Raw genomic sequence first — 14,316 nt, 5'->3', positions numbered from 1 at the left:
TCCGACACGTCTGGAAACATTTTCTTCAGATTGGCGGCACGTCCTGTCTCAGGAATCGCAAGATACGGTTGACAACAGTACTCGGCTGCTCTTGCTGAACCCAATGCCCTGCTCCCTCGATCAAATGCGCCGTGCGAAAGTTGGTGCAGGCCAGCACGCGCATCGCTTCGAAATCCCCCGGTCGCTGGTAATAGCCCCAATCGCTCGCGCCTGCGATGAAACATGCGGGCACGTCGATCGTGCGTCCGGACCACGTGCGCGATGCGGCGGCAAAACGAGGATCGGTGCCGCAGCGATACCAGTTCAATCCGCCTTGGAAACCGGTGCGTTCATACTCGCTTGCATAGATTTGCAGATCCGCATCGGGAAGCCATGCGCACGCTGCGATGCTCGCTTCATCCGGCATGTACTCCGCGACTGTTTGCGGCATCGTCGCATCGGCATTCATCACGTAATAGGTCGGCAGCATCGCAAGCTGATCGGCCGTCACGGATTCGAGCGGACGCGGATGATTGCCCGGCCAGTCCGCGCTCTTGACGTGATAGTACGCGCGCAGAAACGCAGCGAGACCTTGCGGCGCGTGCCACATGTCCTCATTGGCCTGTGCACCCGAGTAATACCATTGGTAATGCTTGCGCGGCGGATTCAGCAAAGCGAGGGCCGCAACCGCTTCGGCCATGACCGATGGTGCCGTTTCGATGCGTGCAAGCCTCGCATCGTTCTTCGCCGTGTTGAACGGGAATGCAGGCGGCCCGGCAAAAGGCGCGCTCATCATCACGACGGACGCAAACACATCGGGCCGAATCAACGCGCACCACGCTGCCACAGGCGAACCGAAATCATGCCCAATAACCGATGCAACCCTGCGATAACCCAGCGCCGAAACCAGACCCAGCACATCGCGCACGAGGTTCGGAAAGGTGAACTCGTCGAGATCGGAATCGAACAAAGCTGTGCCGCCGACTGTGCGCCCATAACCTCGCTGGTCCGGCGCGATAACATGAAAGCCCGCATCGGCAAGCGGCTTCATTACTTTGCGCCAGCTATACGCGAGTTCCGGAAAGCCATGCAAGAGCACGATGCAAGGGCGATCGGGTGCGTCGAATCCGGCCTCGAGCACATGCATCGACAAGCCATTGCCGTTGTCGATCATGCGCGCGCGAATGCCGTCCGGTAAAGGCAGATCGTTCGACGGTTGATTCATGCGTGTCTCCTTTGCGCGAACGCATCGCTCTATGTCCCGAGCATATCAAAACGCCATGAAAGACTCTGCGCGGCCGGATGTCGTACCATCATCGTAGCGCGCGTACATCGACGCCGAATACGCAACCTCTCTCCCGGAACCGAAGCCATGACCACTCCTTCTTCACGCCGCCGCGCCGCCTTCCGCGAACGTGTCAACGCACGTAACGCGCTGCTTTTGCCCGGCGCGTTCAATGCGATGAGCGCGCGCGTCGCCGCCGATCTCGGCTTCGAAGCGATCTATATCACCGGTGCGGGCGTGACGAACATGTCGCTCGGCATGCCCGATCTCGGCTTCATGGGCCTCGCGGAAATCGCGGAACATACGGCGCGTATTCGCGATGCAGTGGACCTGCCGCTCATCGTCGATGCGGATACGGGGTTCGGCAATGCGCTCAACGTGCGCCATACGGTACGCACGCTGGAGCGCGCGGGCGCCGATGCGATCCAGCTGGAAGATCAGGTCATGCCGAAGAAATGCGGTCACTTCGCTGGCAAGGCCGTGATATCGACCACCGAAATGACAGGCAAGATACGCGCCGCCGTCGATGCACGTGAAGACGATAACTTCCAGATCATTGCGCGCACCGATGCCTGCGCGGTGGAAGGCTTCGACGCGGCAATCGAACGCGCACGCGCATTCGTCGAAGCGGGAGCGGATATTCTCTTCGTGGAAGCTATCGAAACGCCGGAGCAGATCGCATCGCTGCCGAAGCTGCTCGATGCGCCACAACTCATCAACATCGTGATCGGCGGCAAGACGCCAGTGACGGATCAGGCGGATTTGCAACGCCTGGGTTTCAGCCTCGTGCTCTATGCGAACGCGGCATTGCAAAGCGCCGTGCGCGGCATGCAGACCGCACTCGGCGCATTGAAATCGCAGGGACGGCTCGATGAAGATCCATCGGTCGTCGCGCCCTTTGCGGAACGTCAGCGGCTCGTGAACAAGCCGCTATTCGACGAACTCGATCGCAAATACGCCGCTGATTAGATGCTTTGTTTTAGCGCGAGTACATCGCGTTCCAATCGGATTGCGACACGCGCGCGCCGCCCGATTGCGACGTGCCATTAGCCGCGCCGCCGTAAGCCGTCGCACCTTGACGTGCGGCGAGCTTGGCTTCGGCCGCCTGAATCGCTTCCGGATAATGCGCCTGATCGCCGTCGCCGACGTGATAACCGACGCTCTGCAGTTCGACGAGTTCAGCTTGCACCTGAGCACGCGTGATCTGGCTTTGAGCGAACGAAGCGACGGGAACGACGAGAGCGGTGGCAACGAGTGCTGCGCGAATGAACGACTTCATGATGAAACTCCAGTGTTATGAGGTGCCTGGCTTCGAACTACGTGTCGTTCGAAGCAGTGAGAGCAGTCTATGACGCTGACCCTCTCGGGTTAACCCCTATCGCAGGAAAGCACTCTTCGCAGAAACGCGCACAATCCAGAATTTGCTATGCTGGCCGGCGGATTGAACGCACAAGCGCGTTGCGTTCGCCTGATGGCGCAAAGCGCCCTTCAACACTGGAGATAACAGATGGCAAAAGGATATTGGGTCAGCGTCTACAAGCAGATCATGAAGCCCGATCAGGCTGCCGAATATGCAAAGATCGCGACACAAGCGATCTCGGAAGGCGGCGGCCGCCCGCTGGTTCGGGGCGTGGCTGCGAAGGCGCAAGGCGAAGGCGCGCTGGAGCGAACGGTCGTCATCGAATTCGATTCGCTCGAGGCCGCCGTCACCGCCTATAACAGCGCGACGTATCAGCACGCACTGGAAGTGCTGGGCGATTCCGTCGTGCGCGATTTTCGCATCGTCGAGGGCGTCGCTTGACGTCGCTTGACGTCACTTAACGTCGCGTTAAGGCGCTTTTCACTGGCCGATGCTCGCGTCTTTCAGGCGTGAACCGCATCGGCCAGTTCATTCATGTCGTTCGCGACGACATCCCAATTGCTTTCGGCTTTCAAGTCGACCGCCTGACCGGGGCCGCGCTCATACGGCCGCGCAACGAATGCCGTGCGCAAGCCGCACTTCCTTGCCGCTGCGAGATCGTCGTTATGCGCGGCGACGAGACAGACTTCTTCCGGCTTCATCATCAACACGTCGGCCGTGCGCAGATAGGCTCGCGGGTCGGGCTTATAGATCTGCGCGATCTCGGCGCCGAGAATCGCATCCCATGGCAATCCCGCGCGCTTTGCCATATCCACCATCAGCCGGATGTTGCCGTTCGAAAGCGGCGCGATGATATAGCGCGTCTTGAGCCGTCGCAAGCCTTCGATCGAATCCGGCCACGGATCGAGCCGATGCCATGCAAGGTTCAGTTCGTCGATGGCTTCGGCGGGAACGTCGTTCGGATCGATGCCGAACTCCGGCAGCACATCCAGCAGATTCTCGCGATGCAGTACGTCGAGGCGAACGAATGGCCGCTCGCCGCCGCTCACCTTTCGCATCGCGGGCACATAGCGGCTGCGCCATGCATCCGCGAATGCTTCGGGCCGCGCGCCCGCAGCGCCATAACGTTGAAGGAACGGCGCGGCCTCGCGCGCGACGCCGCCGCGCCAGTCCACTACCGTGCCGAATACATCGAATACGAATGCCTTTACGTTGCCCAAGCTCACGTCTTTTCTCCCTTGCATTCATTCGTCTGATCCATTCCTGCGAAAGCCATTTGTTCCTCGCGTGCAAGACTGATTGTCCATCGCGGGTGTACGCAACGAATCTCGAAAGGCCTAGATTACGTCCCATCGGAGCCGTTGGTCCGGTTCGCAATAGGCCCAATTCAATTCCTATCGAGGTTCATTATGAGCAACGCAAACAAGGTCGTCATCGTTACCGGTGCATCGCAAGGCATCGGCGCTGAAATCGTCAATGCGTTTCGCGCGCAAGATTACCGTGTCGTCGCGACCGCCCGTTCCATTCAGCAGCCGGACGATTCGAATGTCATCGCCGTCGCGGGCGATATCGGCGAACGCGCCACGGCGCAACGTGTCGTGGAAGCGGCGATCGCGCGATTCGGCCGCATCGATACGCTCGTCAACAATGCGGGCATCTTTATCGCCAAACCCTTCACGCACTATACGCAGGACGACTATGCCGCGTTTTTGAACGTGAACCTGAATGGCTTCTTCAATATCACACAACTGGCCATCGAGCAGATGGAAAAGAACAAGAGCGGGCATATCGTCAACATTACGACTACGCTCGTCGATCATGCGGTGAGCGGCGTGCCTTCAGTGCTCGCATCGCTCACGAAAGGCGGTCTGAATGCCGCGACGAAATCGCTTGCTATCGAATACGCGAAGTCTGGCATTCGTGCGAATGCAGTGTCGCCCGGTATCATCAAGTCGCCGATGCACGCGCCTGACACGCACGATGCACTCGGCGCGCTGCATCCGATGGGCCGCATGGGAGAAATGAGCGATATCGCGAACGCCGTGTTGTACCTCGATTCCGCGCCCTTCGTGACAGGCGAGATTCTGCATGTCGATGGCGGTCAAAGCGCGGGACACTGATCGATTCTTCACCGTCTGCCACTCAAGGAGATCGCCATGCCGATCGTTACGATTCAGGTCACACGCGAAGGCCACACGCCCGGCGCGAATGCTGTCACCGCCGAAGAAAAGAAGCAACTCATCGAAGGCGCAAGCAAGCTATTGCTCGACGTGTTGAACAAGCCGCTCGATACGACATTCGTCGTCATTCAGGAAGTGGATATGGATAACTGGGGCGTCGGTGGGATGACCGTTCCGGAGTATCGTCGGCACAAGCAGGCGAAGCAAAGTTGAGCTTTGGCATTAGCCGGCATCGCCGCATGCATATTGCTGCGACGCCGGCCGTTCGATAACTTATTGCGCTCCCGGATAAAGATCGAGCAGTTTCAAGGTCACGCCATTCGTCCATCCAAAGCCATCCTGCAACGGATACTCGCCGCCTCCGCCGCCGCCCGTCCCCTCGCCTTCCACGATGTACTTCTCCACGAGCTTTTGCTGCGTCTTATAGACGTGATTGACGTCGCCAAGAAAGCGCGTGGCTATCTGCTGCGCGAGGTCGCCGCGTCCATAACGCGTAAGTCCTTGCACCGCGATCCAGTGCAGCGGCGCCCAGCCGTTCGGCGCATCCCATTGCTGCGTCGTGTTGTACGTGGTCGTCGTAAGTCCACCCGGTTTCAGCAGAAGCGTTTCGACTGTTTGTGCAGTCTTGTGCGCGCGTTCGGGCCACGCCGCATTCGCGAAGAGCGGATAAAGCATCGCCGCCGATGGATTATTGCGCGGTTGCCCGAGCTTCCAGTCGTAATCGCCGTAGTATCCGTTCTTGTTCCAGAGATATCTGTTGATCCCAATGGCGCGCTTCGCCGCCCGCCCAACGAACTCGCCGACGCAGCGAAAATCGCGCGCTTCGCCGCATCCGATAGCTATCGTCGTTTCGAGGTGGAACATCAGGCTATTCAGATCCACCGGAATAATCGATGTCGTGCGGATGGTCGCAAGCGTCATGTTGTCTCCGAACCAGCGCGAGCTGAAATCCCAGCCGCTTTCGGCGGCCGCGCGCAGGTCGCGATAGACCTCGTTCGCCGGACGATCCTTGACCAGTTTCGCAGTGGCAACGTCTTCCGAATAGGACTCGTCACGCGGCGTATCGCGTTCGTCCCAATAGCGGTTGAGCACGGTCTTATCGGGCAACATCACGACGTTGCGCGTCGCGCCGCTCGGCTGCAACGTATCGGCGTCCTGCATCCAGTAACCGTATTCGCGGCGCAATTGCGGCAAATACTTCTGATAGACGCGTCCGCCTTCCTTGCGCGCGGCAAGTTCAACCATATAAGAAAAGAATGGGGGCTGTGAGCGGCTCACGTAATACGTGCGGTTGCCATTCGGGATATGCCCGATCGTGTCGATGAGATACGCGAAGTTATCGAGCATGTCGTCGACGAGATCTTCGCGGCCCGATTCCTGAAGACCGAGCATCGTGAAATAGGTATCCCAATAGTAGCCTTCGCGAAAACGTCCACCGGGCACGACGTATTGCTTGGGCATCGGAATGAGCGAGCTATTGGCCGGCGTGTTCGCAGTCGTTGTCAAACGCGTGAGCTCAGGCCAGAGCCAGTCGATATGCTCACGCAGCGTCTGATTCGGCGGCGGCGTGATGACCTGATCCGTGGGCGGCGTGAAGTATTGTGCGACGAAGTTCTTGAGCGAGAAACCCGGCACCGACATCTGCTGATGATAAGCCTGCACGATCTGCGCGGGATCGATCTTCGGCACGGCGTCGACGAACGTCTTCTGATCCGGATAAACGCCCTGCGTCTGCACGGCGACGAACAGATCGCCGTACAGCTCGCTCGGCGGCGGCAGCAGCTTATAGCCGCTTTGTGCATCCGCATAAGCGAGATTCGCCGCCGCGCTCATGACGAGCGAGGCGCCCAGCATTCCCCATGCCCTGAACCGGAAGCGCCGCGACGCTTCGTGTGCCGCTCGATGCGATGTCAGTGCGATCATGCTCACTCCTCCGAAGGGTGATTGAACCGGACTGGTCTCGCTCGGGCCGTTCTTGTTTTGATCTATTCACAGCACGGCGAAGGATCGCACGCTTGCACGACGGTGGCAACCCTTGCGCATCGGGCAGATCGCTGATGGTTTCAATCGACCGGTGCCCATTGTCGCGTGTTCGTATTCGTGACGATCGTCGAGAACCCGTGCAGATCGAGTGTGCGCGTGCGTTCGGTCATGTAATCGACAAAAACGCGCACGCGCGCGGGCAAATGCTTGCGGCTGAGATAGCAGAGATAGTGGCCGCCATCGTCGGGTGCATGTTGCGCAAGACACATGACGAGGCGTCCCGCCTTGACCTGATCGCAGACGAGATACGCGGGCAATTGCGCGATGCCCTGTCCATCGAGCACGGCTTGCAACATCAGATCGATATCGTTGAACGTCTGACGCGCGGCGGGCGAGCGCTTCTGAGCGAAGCCATCGACCTTGAAGGTCCAGTCGGCGATGCGACCCGCCGACGTCCGGAAATTGATGCAGCGATGTTCGTCGAGATCATCGACATGACGCGGCATCCCATGCATGCGCGCATAGACAGGCGAAGCGCATACGATCATCTGCATCGGAATCAATTGCTTTGCGACGACCTCGCTATCTTCCATATGACCATCGCGGAATGCGACATCGACGCGCTCCGCGGTGAAATCGCACGGGCGATCGTTGAGCAGCAGCTCCAGCGCGATTTCCGGATAGCGCGCGTTGAAGTCCGCAAGAAGCGGCGCGACGACCTTGCGGCCGAAGCCTGGCGCCGATGCGATGCGCAAGTGTCCGCGCGGCGGCCCGTTGCGCAACTCGCGCATATCTTCCAGCGCCTGCACGATGCGCTCCACGCCCGGCTGGCAGTTCTTGTAGAAGAGTTCGCCCTCGCGCGTGAGCGAGGTGCTGCGCGTCGTGCGAAGGAAGAGACGGGCATCGAGTTGCGCTTCGAGCTTCTGCACATTGCGGCTGACGGCGGAACGGCCGATGCCCAGGCGGTCGCTCGCTTTCGCAAAGCTGCCTTCATTGGCGACGGCAAGAAACGAAACGACGCCCGCATAACTCGACACGAAGCTATAGGCGAGGGAATCGTCGGAATGACACGCGAAATCGGATGGCATGGCGGCACGAAACGTAGTGGCTCTGTATCACAAGACGTTTGCGCCGCACGGTTTGTGACACGCCATGCCGATTTTTTATTTCTCCGGTGTGAGGACCGGCTTGTCCTTGTCTTTGAGAAGCAGCACGATGAACTTTGCGCGCTTCGTGTTGCTCGCGTTGCGGCCGACCGTGTGAATATCGTCAGGGCCTTCATAGAAGGTGTCGCCGGGTTTGAGCGTTACGGCCTTGCCGCCTTTTACCTGCATGACGATCGTGCCTTCGAGCACATACACGTAAGCATGCGCGTCGTGCCGATGAACCGGATCGACCGCGCCCGGCGGATATTCCACGCTGATCATCAGCGCTTCCTTGCCCGGATATTCGGGTAGCGGCTTCGTCATCAGTTCCTTGACGATAGCCTGCGGCGCGGCCTGCGCCGCATTCACCAGCGCCGCGCATCCGAGCGCGAGCGCAAACTTCACGCGTTCGAAGCCTTGCATGATCGTTCTCCCATGATCGAATGACGGCGCGTCGCGCGTTACGACAGGTTGGCCTTGTCCAGGCCGAACGCCTTGTCGGACGATCCGGGCACCGTCTGGAAGGCGACGTTAGCGCGATTCCATCCATTGATCTCCATGACGATGTACGTCAGGTCCGACAATTCCTTCTCCGTGAACTGCTCGCGCACGCGTGCATAGAGATCGTCGGACACGCCGTGCTCGGGAATGCGCGTCAATACTTCGGTCCACGCGAGCGCGGCGCGTTCGCGAGGCGAGAACAGCGTCGACTCGCACCATATGGCAACGTGATGCGTGCGCAGTTCGCGCTCGCCGTGAATCTTCGCTTCCTTCACGTGCATATCCACGCAGAAGGCGCAGCCATTCATCTGCGATGCGCGCAGCGTCATGAGATCGCGCGTCGTCTGTTCGATCGAGCATTCGCGCACCGCCTGACTGAATTCATAGAACTTCCTGAACAGCTCCGGCGATTGTTGGATATAGTTGATTCGCTGCGTCATGATGACTCCATGCCTGGTTGAGAGGTCGCCGGTTTGCGTAACCGGCGTGGACGTCATCGTAAGTTTGCGCGGCGCGCTTCGGTAGACGCGCGAGCGTGCGCATGCTGTTGCCTTAGACGCACCAATCGCATCACTGGCATCGCATGACGTCATTCACGCGCCGCCGAAGCGGGCCGCGATACGTTCGAGTTTCTCGGGGTTGCGTTGCACCTGAATACGCACGATGCGTTCGTCTTCGATGTCGTACGTCTGGGCGGATTCGAGTGCTCCGTCGATGAAGCGCAGCAGCGCCCATTGCTCGTTGAGCATGACGAGTTCGAGACGCACGCCTGCTCCGTAACGCAGAAACGCGGCATAGAAAAGCTGTGCGATGCGCTTGGCGCCGATGAGCGGCTTCGGGAAGCTCTGCACGTGTCCGCCGCCATCGCCGATGAGCGTCGCCTCTTCCGCGAGCATCGCGTGGATCGCCGCGAAATCGCCATGTTCGAGCGCACGCGCGAAAGCATGCAGCAGACGCCTGTGAATCTCGCGCGGCACCGAACGGCGCGGACGTTCTTCGCGTAGCTGTCCTTTGGCGCGGCTCACGAGTTGCCGGCATGCGGCCTCGGTCTTGCCGATGATGCTCGCGACCTCCGCGTAATCGGCATCGAAGACTTCACGCAACAGAAACGCCGCGCGCGCTTCGGGCGTCAGACGCTCGAGCAACATGAGAAAAGCGACCGACACATCGTCCGCGCGCTCGGTGACTTCCTCAGGCGTCGCGGGCGGCTCGGTGATCTGCGGCTCGGGCAGCCAGATGCCCGCGTAATGTTCGCGCTGCAATTTGGCGGCGCGCAACCGGTCGATCGAATGGCGCGTCGTCACCGCGACGAGCCACGCCTCCGCACTCTCGATAGCGTCGCGCGCCGCTGCATGCCAGCGCAGCCATACGTCCTGCACGATGTCCTCGGCTTCGGCAACCGATCCGAGCATGCGATATGCGATGCCCTGCAAGCGAGGGCGCAGGCGATCGAACTCGCGCGTGGCGTCGTCCATGAAGGCAGATCCTCGTTTCCCGGCAGACTGCAAAGCCATCGATGTTGAAGGTGTTCGTATCTTACGCGCGTGCGGCCACGCTCGCGGCTAACGAACGCCGATCTTCCACACTGTGACTTCGTGATACTCGTCGCCGGGCCTGAGTTCGGTAGACGGGAACGCTGGCCGGTTCGGCGAGTCCGGGAAGTGCTGCGTTTCGAGCGCGAAGCCATCCGTTTGCCGATAAGACGTGCCCGACGTACCGGTCACGCTGCCATCGAGTCCGTTGCCCGTATAGAACTGTATGCCCGGCTGCGTCGTATAGACATCGAGCACGCGGCCACTCGACGGATCGTAGGCGCGCGCGGCAAAGCCAGGTTCACCATTGCGCACGCCGTTCCTGTTGAGCTTCCAGTTCTGATCGTAGCCATGCGCGTAGCGCATCTGCTGATTCTGCGAACGCAGCCGAGCGCCGATCGGCGTCAGCGCGCGCAAATCCAGCGGCGTGTTTTCGACACTCGATATTTCACCAGTCGGAATCGAATCGGCGCGCGTGGGCGTATAGCTCGATGCCGCAATCATGATGAGCTGCTCTTCGATATTGCCGCTGCCCTCGCCCGCCAGATTGAAATAGCTGTGGTTCGTGAGGTTCACGACAGTCGGCTTGTCGGTCTTCGCGCGATAGTCGATACGCACTTCGTTGTCGTCGGTAAGCGTGTAGGTCACATCGACAGTAAGCGAGCCGGGAAAACCGTTCTCGCCATCGGGACTCACATAACGAAGCTGCACGCCCGCGCCCTGCGTACCCTGAAACGTCTTCACGACGGTCCAGACCTTTTCATCGAAACCATGCGGGCCGCCGTGCAACGTATTGGGCGGCTCGTTGACGGGCAGCTTGTAGGTGTGGCCGTCGAGATCGAACTTGCCGTCGGCGATGCGGTTTGCGAAGCGGCCGATCAAAGCGCCGAAATGAATCTTGCCGTTGTACTTCTCGTAGTCGTTGAGCGAGCCGAAGCCGAGCACGATATCCGCGCGGCGGCCTCGCCGGTCCGGTACGTCGAGACGCGTCACGATACCGCCATACGTGATGCAGTTCATCGTCACGCCGCGCGTGTTCGAGAGCGTGTACTGCATGACGGCTTGTCCTTGCTGCGTCGCGCCGTAAGGTGCCGAAGCGATTGACGCAGCCGCACTGTACATCGACGTCGATGTCATGCAGACAAGCGCGGCGCAACGGATGAGCGTGTGGGTAGTGTTGAACATGAGCGCTGTGAAAGGACGATCGTTCGATCGGGCCTGTGCTGACCCGTGGAGCGCAGTGGAAAGCATCGGCTATGCCCGCCGAGCCGGGCACGTGTCATGCGTTCCAATGACGCGATCAACTTACGCCCTAATGAAAAGGAGCCGACATGAACGGAAATGAGAACGCCGATCGACCCACGCCGCCCAGACAGACGCCCGATGATCCGAACGTCGCGGACCGGCGTCTTTCCGAAGAACAGAAGCAGTCGATGAAAAACGAGCCCGAGCCGCCGAAGCAAACCGATGACACCAAGGAAAGCACTCTGCCCAATCCAAAGGATGTAGGCGAAGCGGGATAAGAACGAAAACGGCAGTGTTGCGCATTCATTAGATGAAAGGCTTCCCAACAAGTACAAATTACATAGCGTGCTGCTGGAACGTCGATAGCTGAAGATGCCCCGCGTCGTGGGGCATCGCTTTTGTTGTATGGTATCCCTAAGCTATCGCAGCCTTCGATGCAGCGCCCGGCGACGCCTCTCGCCGGATTAGAGAAGCAAGAACGCCCATGCACGATCCTGCTCATTTTCTGCCGTCGTTCGTGTGGCGCGCGGCGCGAGACGGGGTAATCCAGTACGCAAATCCGTGGGCCTGCCGCTATCTCGGCATTCCCTTTCCCGAGCTTGTCGGACGGCATTGGAATGCTTTTGTCCATGCCGATGACATTGCGCCCGTTCTCGATGCGCTGCGTCAGATGCGTAACGGCACGCTGCTTCGCAATGCCGACGTGCGCCTCTTGCGCAACGACGGAACGTTCCGCTGGCATACGCTGCATCTTCAGGCGCGGCGGGACGAGGAAGGACAGATCGGCGATACTGTCGGCGTCGCTATCGACATTCACGAGTGCCGTCACGCATGGGAGATGTACGAAGCGAGCGAACGGCGCTTGCAGGCTGCGTTCGCCGGCGCGCGCATGGGCGCGTGGGAATGGGATATGAAGACGCGCGTCGTGCGCATGACCGCGCAACTCGCCGCACTCTATTCCTTTCCGCCCGGCACCGAAGCGGTGCTGCTCTCGGAAGTGTGGGACCGCGTCGCGCCCGAGCATCGTGAACCGTTCCAGCGCAAGCTGACGGAAGCATTGCGCAATGGCGGTCCTTTCGAATTCGACTTCGTGCTGGAAGGCGATCAAGGACATCGGCGCTGGCTGCGCATGCGCGGTCATCCCGAGTTCGATCGACATGGCGTGCTCGCGCGCGTCTATGGCGTGAGCTTCGATATCAGCGCGCAACGTGCCGATGAAGATCGCCTGAGCCTCTCCGAGCGGCGCTATCGTGCGCTCGTCGAGACCACGGGCGCGCTCGTCTGGTCCGCCGATGCCAACGGCGAAATTCGTCCTTCGGGCGGTGAGTGGGAGGAATTCACGGGCACGTCGCCGGATGTGCTGTCCGGCTGGGGATGGCTCGACTACATTCATCCCGACGATCGCGAACGCACGCATCAGGCATGGCTCGAAGCCTTGCGCGAAGGCATCGCGCGCACGCTCACGTTTCGCATGTATCGGCGCGACGGCGTGTATCGGATGGTACAGGCCCATGCCGCGCCGCTCTATGACGACAAGGGCAATCTGCAGGAATGGTTCGGCACGACGACCGACGTCACGCCGCGCTACGAAGCGCAAGCCGCGATCGAAGCACGCAGCCTGCGCCTGACGGTCGCGATGCAGGCCGCGAACATTCATATCGCATCGATCGAACTCGCGACGTGGACGCTATCGCTCGAAACGGGCGGCGAGCGGCAGATCACCGAAACGCTCGGCTATGAAGCGGCGCTTGCACGCGTGCATCCCGATGACAGCCCCACGCTCGACCGTTATGTGCGCAGCATCGCGGCAGGCGAAGACCCCGACGGACACTTCGAATTTCGCGTGCGCAACCGGCACGGCGAACAATGGATGCAAGGCAGCGCCCTGCTTCAGCGCAGCAAGGACGGCGAGCCGTTGCGCATCATCGGCAGCGTGATCGACATTACCGAGCGCAAGCACATGGAGCTGATGCTGCGTGAAGCGGGACGCCGCAAGGACGAGTTTCTCGCGATGCTCGCGCATGAGTTGCGCAATCCGCTCGCGCCGTTGCGCACGGCCATCGCGCTCCTGCAAAAGGACGAGGACGGCGACGCACATATGCGCGATCTGATCGATTTGATGCGCAGACAGGTCGAGCACATGACGCGTATTGTCGACGATCTGCTCGAAGTGTCGCGCATCACGCAAGGGCGCATTGCATTGCAGCTCGAACCGATACTCGTCGGCACGGCGGTTTATCACGCGGTCGAGGCCATCGCGGGCATGGTCGAGTCGCGCTCGCAGAACATTCAGGTCGATGTCTCCGATGCGACCACATGGGTCTGCGGCGATCCCACGCGCCTCTCGCAGATACTCGTCAACGTGCTGAACAATGCGAGCAAGTACACGCCCGAGCAAGGCCGCATCACGGTGAGCGTGCAAGCCGACGACGAGTCGGTGTCGATTATCATCGCCGATACGGGAACGGGCATCTCAGCCGATCTCTTGCCGAAAGTATTCGAACTCTTTGCGCAAGGCGAGCGCACGCTGGACCGTTCGAATGGCGGACTCGGCATCGGGCTTTCGCTCGTCAAAAAGCTCGTGGAGATGCACAAGGGAACGATCACCGTGAAAAGCCCCGGTCCAGGCCTGGGCACGACCGTAACCGTTCGGCTGCCGCGCCTGCATCATCACGAACGGCATTCTGCGCTCGCGTTATCGGAGCAAAGCCCGCGCGAGGCGCGCAAATCCCTGCGCATTCTCGTCGTCGACGATAACCGCGATGCCGCCGATTCGCTCGCCATGTTATGCGAGTCGGAGGATCATGTCGCGCGCGTCGCGTATTCATCCGCGGAAGCGCTCGAAAGCGCACCGCTTCTGCAACCCGATGTCGCGCTGCTCGATATCGGCCTGCCCGATATCGACGGCTATGAACTCGCACGCCGTCTGCGCCGTAAGGGAGACAGAACGCCTTTGCTCATCGCGATCACGGGTTATGGACAAGCGGAAGACCGGTTGCGTGCGCAATCGGCCGGCTTCGACTATCACTTCGTGAAGCCGGTGAACGTGGAAAGCCTTTTGAAGTTATTGTCGTCGTTGACCATCACGCGCTCATAGTCCCCGCTC

At 60.2% G+C, this 14,316-nt stretch carries 15 protein-coding genes; 6 read left to right on the top strand and 9 right to left on the bottom strand.

The annotated features are described in order from the left end of the window. Positions 1-25 precede the first annotated feature (25 nt). Positions 26-1,204: an alpha/beta hydrolase gene (locus AWB77_RS08055; RefSeq protein WP_061133884.1), complete on the bottom strand. Its 1,179-nt coding sequence runs from the start codon at positions 1,202-1,204 to the stop codon at positions 26-28. A 147-nt stretch (positions 1,205-1,351) separates the two neighbouring features. Here AWB77_RS08055 and AWB77_RS08050 point away from each other — a divergent pair, with 147 nt between their 5' ends. Beyond that, on the top strand, positions 1,352-2,233 hold the full coding sequence (locus tag AWB77_RS08050; RefSeq protein ID WP_061133883.1) for an isocitrate lyase/PEP mutase family protein: 882 nt from the start codon (positions 1,352-1,354) through the stop codon (positions 2,231-2,233). A 10-nt stretch (positions 2,234-2,243) separates the two neighbouring features. On the opposite strand, the gene AWB77_RS08045 is transcribed toward AWB77_RS08050, so the two are convergent. Further along, the gene (locus AWB77_RS08045; RefSeq protein WP_061133882.1) at positions 2,244-2,543 is read right to left on the bottom strand and encodes a DUF4148 domain-containing protein; all 300 of its coding nucleotides are present in this window, start codon (positions 2,541-2,543) and stop codon (positions 2,244-2,246) included. A 228-nt stretch (positions 2,544-2,771) separates the two neighbouring features. Here AWB77_RS08045 and AWB77_RS08040 point away from each other — a divergent pair, with 228 nt between their 5' ends. Further along, positions 2,772-3,065, top strand: coding sequence for a DUF1330 domain-containing protein (locus tag AWB77_RS08040; RefSeq protein ID WP_061133881.1), 294 nt, complete (start codon positions 2,772-2,774; stop codon positions 3,063-3,065). Between the two features lie 62 nt (positions 3,066-3,127). On the opposite strand, the gene AWB77_RS08035 is transcribed toward AWB77_RS08040, so the two are convergent. Then, complete coding sequence (locus tag AWB77_RS08035; protein WP_061133880.1) at positions 3,128-3,868, bottom strand: haloacid dehalogenase type II; 741 nt, start codon at positions 3,866-3,868, stop codon at positions 3,128-3,130. Positions 3,869-4,033: 165 nt separating this feature from the next. Here AWB77_RS08035 and AWB77_RS08030 point away from each other — a divergent pair, with 165 nt between their 5' ends. Beyond that, positions 4,034-4,744, top strand: a complete 711-nt coding sequence (locus tag AWB77_RS08030) for an SDR family NAD(P)-dependent oxidoreductase (RefSeq protein WP_061133879.1) — start codon at positions 4,034-4,036, stop codon at positions 4,742-4,744. A gap of 36 nt (positions 4,745-4,780) precedes the next feature. After that, on the top strand, positions 4,781-5,017 hold the full coding sequence (locus tag AWB77_RS08025; RefSeq protein WP_061133878.1) for a tautomerase family protein: 237 nt from the start codon (positions 4,781-4,783) through the stop codon (positions 5,015-5,017). A gap of 60 nt (positions 5,018-5,077) precedes the next feature. On the opposite strand, the gene treA is transcribed toward AWB77_RS08025, so the two are convergent. The 6 genes from treA to AWB77_RS07995 all read right to left on the bottom strand — a co-directional run bounded on the left by treA (position 5,078) and on the right by AWB77_RS07995 (position 11,102). After that, positions 5,078-6,727, bottom strand: coding sequence for an alpha,alpha-trehalase TreA (gene treA / locus AWB77_RS08020; protein ID WP_096031099.1), 1,650 nt, complete (start codon positions 6,725-6,727; stop codon positions 5,078-5,080). Positions 6,728-6,867: 140 nt separating this feature from the next. Further along, positions 6,868-7,875, bottom strand: a complete 1,008-nt coding sequence (locus AWB77_RS08015; protein ID WP_061133876.1) for a LysR family transcriptional regulator — start codon at positions 7,873-7,875, stop codon at positions 6,868-6,870. A gap of 75 nt (positions 7,876-7,950) precedes the next feature. Beyond that, positions 7,951-8,355 (bottom strand): cupin domain-containing protein, encoded by a 405-nt coding sequence (locus AWB77_RS08010; RefSeq protein WP_061133875.1) that lies wholly within the window; start codon positions 8,353-8,355, stop codon positions 7,951-7,953. Positions 8,356-8,393: 38 nt separating this feature from the next. Beyond that, a complete protein-coding gene (locus tag AWB77_RS08005; RefSeq protein WP_061133874.1) occupies positions 8,394-8,873 on the bottom strand; it encodes a carboxymuconolactone decarboxylase family protein in 480 nt (159 codons plus the stop codon). 153 nt (positions 8,874-9,026) lie between these two features. Next, a complete protein-coding gene (locus tag AWB77_RS08000) occupies positions 9,027-9,908 on the bottom strand; it encodes an RNA polymerase sigma-70 factor (protein WP_061133873.1) in 882 nt (293 codons plus the stop codon). Positions 9,909-9,995: 87 nt separating this feature from the next. Continuing rightward, a complete protein-coding gene (locus tag AWB77_RS07995; protein ID WP_244158503.1) occupies positions 9,996-11,102 on the bottom strand; it encodes an aldose epimerase family protein in 1,107 nt (368 codons plus the stop codon). Positions 11,103-11,296: 194 nt separating this feature from the next. Here AWB77_RS07995 and AWB77_RS07990 point away from each other — a divergent pair, with 194 nt between their 5' ends. Next, positions 11,297-11,488 (top strand): hypothetical protein, encoded by a 192-nt coding sequence (locus AWB77_RS07990; protein WP_061133871.1) that lies wholly within the window; start codon positions 11,297-11,299, stop codon positions 11,486-11,488. Positions 11,489-11,694: 206 nt separating this feature from the next. Further along, positions 11,695-14,307 carry a PAS domain-containing hybrid sensor histidine kinase/response regulator gene (locus AWB77_RS07985; RefSeq protein ID WP_061133870.1) on the top strand — a complete coding sequence of 871 codons (2,613 nt, stop codon included), beginning with the start codon at positions 11,695-11,697 and terminating at the stop codon, positions 14,305-14,307. Positions 14,308-14,316 lie beyond the last annotated feature (9 nt).

The organism is Caballeronia fortuita, from assembly GCF_001544835.2.
GTDB lineage: Bacteria > Pseudomonadota > Gammaproteobacteria > Burkholderiales > Burkholderiaceae > Caballeronia > Caballeronia fortuita.
Note: the sequence above shows the minus strand (reverse complement) of the source record. Positions and strands in the feature narration are given on the sequence as shown.

What these genes read in the sequence shown, in the direction of transcription:
- AWB77_RS08055 (WP_061133884.1), bottom strand. Translation starts at nt 1,204, where the DNA reads ATGAATCAACCGTCGAACGATCTGCCTTTACCGGACGGCATTCGCGCG.
- AWB77_RS08050 (WP_061133883.1), top strand. Translation starts at nt 1,352, where the DNA reads ATGACCACTCCTTCTTCACGCCGCCGCGCCGCCTTCCGCGAACGTGTC.
- AWB77_RS08045 (WP_061133882.1), bottom strand. Translation starts at nt 2,543, where the DNA reads ATGAAGTCGTTCATTCGCGCAGCACTCGTTGCCACCGCTCTCGTCGTT.
- AWB77_RS08040 (WP_061133881.1), top strand. Translation starts at nt 2,772, where the DNA reads ATGGCAAAAGGATATTGGGTCAGCGTCTACAAGCAGATCATGAAGCCC.
- AWB77_RS08035 (WP_061133880.1), bottom strand. Translation starts at nt 3,868, where the DNA reads ATGCAAGGGAGAAAAGACGTGAGCTTGGGCAACGTAAAGGCATTCGTA.
- AWB77_RS08030 (WP_061133879.1), top strand. Translation starts at nt 4,034, where the DNA reads ATGAGCAACGCAAACAAGGTCGTCATCGTTACCGGTGCATCGCAAGGC.
- AWB77_RS08025 (WP_061133878.1), top strand. Translation starts at nt 4,781, where the DNA reads ATGCCGATCGTTACGATTCAGGTCACACGCGAAGGCCACACGCCCGGC.
- treA (WP_096031099.1), bottom strand. Translation starts at nt 6,727, where the DNA reads ATGATCGCACTGACATCGCATCGAGCGGCACACGAAGCGTCGCGGCGC.
- AWB77_RS08015 (WP_061133876.1), bottom strand. Translation starts at nt 7,875, where the DNA reads ATGCCATCCGATTTCGCGTGTCATTCCGACGATTCCCTCGCCTATAGC.
- AWB77_RS08010 (WP_061133875.1), bottom strand. Translation starts at nt 8,355, where the DNA reads ATGCAAGGCTTCGAACGCGTGAAGTTTGCGCTCGCGCTCGGATGCGCG.
- AWB77_RS08005 (WP_061133874.1), bottom strand. Translation starts at nt 8,873, where the DNA reads ATGACGCAGCGAATCAACTATATCCAACAATCGCCGGAGCTGTTCAGG.
- AWB77_RS08000 (WP_061133873.1), bottom strand. Translation starts at nt 9,908, where the DNA reads ATGGACGACGCCACGCGCGAGTTCGATCGCCTGCGCCCTCGCTTGCAG.
- AWB77_RS07995 (WP_244158503.1), bottom strand. Translation starts at nt 11,102, where the DNA reads ATGACATCGACGTCGATGTACAGTGCGGCTGCGTCAATCGCTTCGGCA.
- AWB77_RS07990 (WP_061133871.1), top strand. Translation starts at nt 11,297, where the DNA reads ATGAACGGAAATGAGAACGCCGATCGACCCACGCCGCCCAGACAGACG.
- AWB77_RS07985 (WP_061133870.1), top strand. Translation starts at nt 11,695, where the DNA reads ATGCACGATCCTGCTCATTTTCTGCCGTCGTTCGTGTGGCGCGCGGCG.